This window comes from Pseudomonas sp. PA-4-8C (assembly GCF_021606625.1).
GTDB lineage: Bacteria > Pseudomonadota > Gammaproteobacteria > Pseudomonadales > Pseudomonadaceae > Aquipseudomonas > Aquipseudomonas lactis.
Genome location: NZ_WKCD01000567.1, coordinates 1 through 917, shown reverse-complemented (window position 1 = coordinate 917; position 917 = coordinate 1). Strand labels below are relative to the sequence as shown.

At 50.9% G+C, this 917-nt stretch carries 1 protein-coding gene and 1 pseudogene; both read left to right on the top strand.

Annotated elements, in window-relative coordinates:
* Window positions 1–179 (top strand): annotated as a pseudogene (locus GIW04_RS31005) (GNAT family N-acetyltransferase); the annotation flags it as partial.
* Between the two features lie 4 nt (window positions 180–183).
* The gene (locus tag GIW04_RS31000; RefSeq protein ID WP_032900704.1) at window positions 184–444 is read left to right on the top strand and encodes a hypothetical protein; all 261 of its coding nucleotides are present in this window, start codon (window positions 184–186) and stop codon (window positions 442–444) included.
* Window positions 445–917: the final 473 nt, after the last annotated feature.

Sequence of the window (917 nt, the reverse complement as noted above, 5' to 3'; positions counted from 1 at the left end):
GTCGCCAACTGATGGCAGTGGCCGAGGCGGCCCTGTTTGCGCGCCACGACACGCTGTACCTGGTGACTGATGGGCGGGATGAAGTCCGCGCCAATGGGTTCTATCAGCGCCTGGGCTGGTCCGTCGTGGGGCCGGTCGATGGTGATGACGTTCGTTATGAAAAGAGCAGGGCGCCATAAGGTCATGAATGCCCCAGAGCCTCCATCGTCCAACGGCTTGCGCTACCTCGCGGTGGGTGTGCTGGGCATCGCCGTGCTGCTGGGGTTCTATTTCATTCAACTCAACGCCAAGGTCGACCGCCAGCGCGAAGAGGCGGCTGAACGCCTGACGCTGTGTCGTCATCTGGAGGCCGTGGTGGGCGCCACTGCTTCCAGTCGTGAGGCCCTTCAAGAAACATGCAAGCAGTTAAGTGAACAGTTACTTGAAAGCGCTACGCCCGATTAATAACCATTTTTTATACAGGGGCTTACTGTCGTTACTTGCACCAAAAAGTAGCACGACTACTGCTTTCCACCTTAAAAAACATGTGGTTATTGAATGACTTACGAGGCTTTCAATCCGACGAAAGGATTAAAATAATCTTGTTACATGTTTTTACAATCGCTACTATAGCCGGGCGTTCACCTCCCACGGTTTATGCATTTTTAAATCCCAAGTTTCCATCAGCTACTTGGGATTTTTTTTGCCCGCGATTTAATCTCGGTCTGTCGTTCATGGCGGGTGACGCCCTACAAAGTGAGGGCTGGCTAACACTTTTTTGTCTGTTTCTTTTACACATCTGACGCTGCCGGCGAAGTCAGACGGGGTTTGATTTTTGGGTGGGGCTCGTACTCTGTAAAAGAAAAAAAACATTACACTTATTGGAGCTAGTTATCGACTAAGAGAGAAATGCAATGATCATCAGGCGAGTCAGGATA

Coding starts and splice junctions, on each gene's coding strand:
- GIW04_RS31000 (WP_032900704.1), top strand. CDS start 184: ATGAATGCCCCAGAGCCTCCATCGTCCAACGGCTTGCGCTACCTCGCG.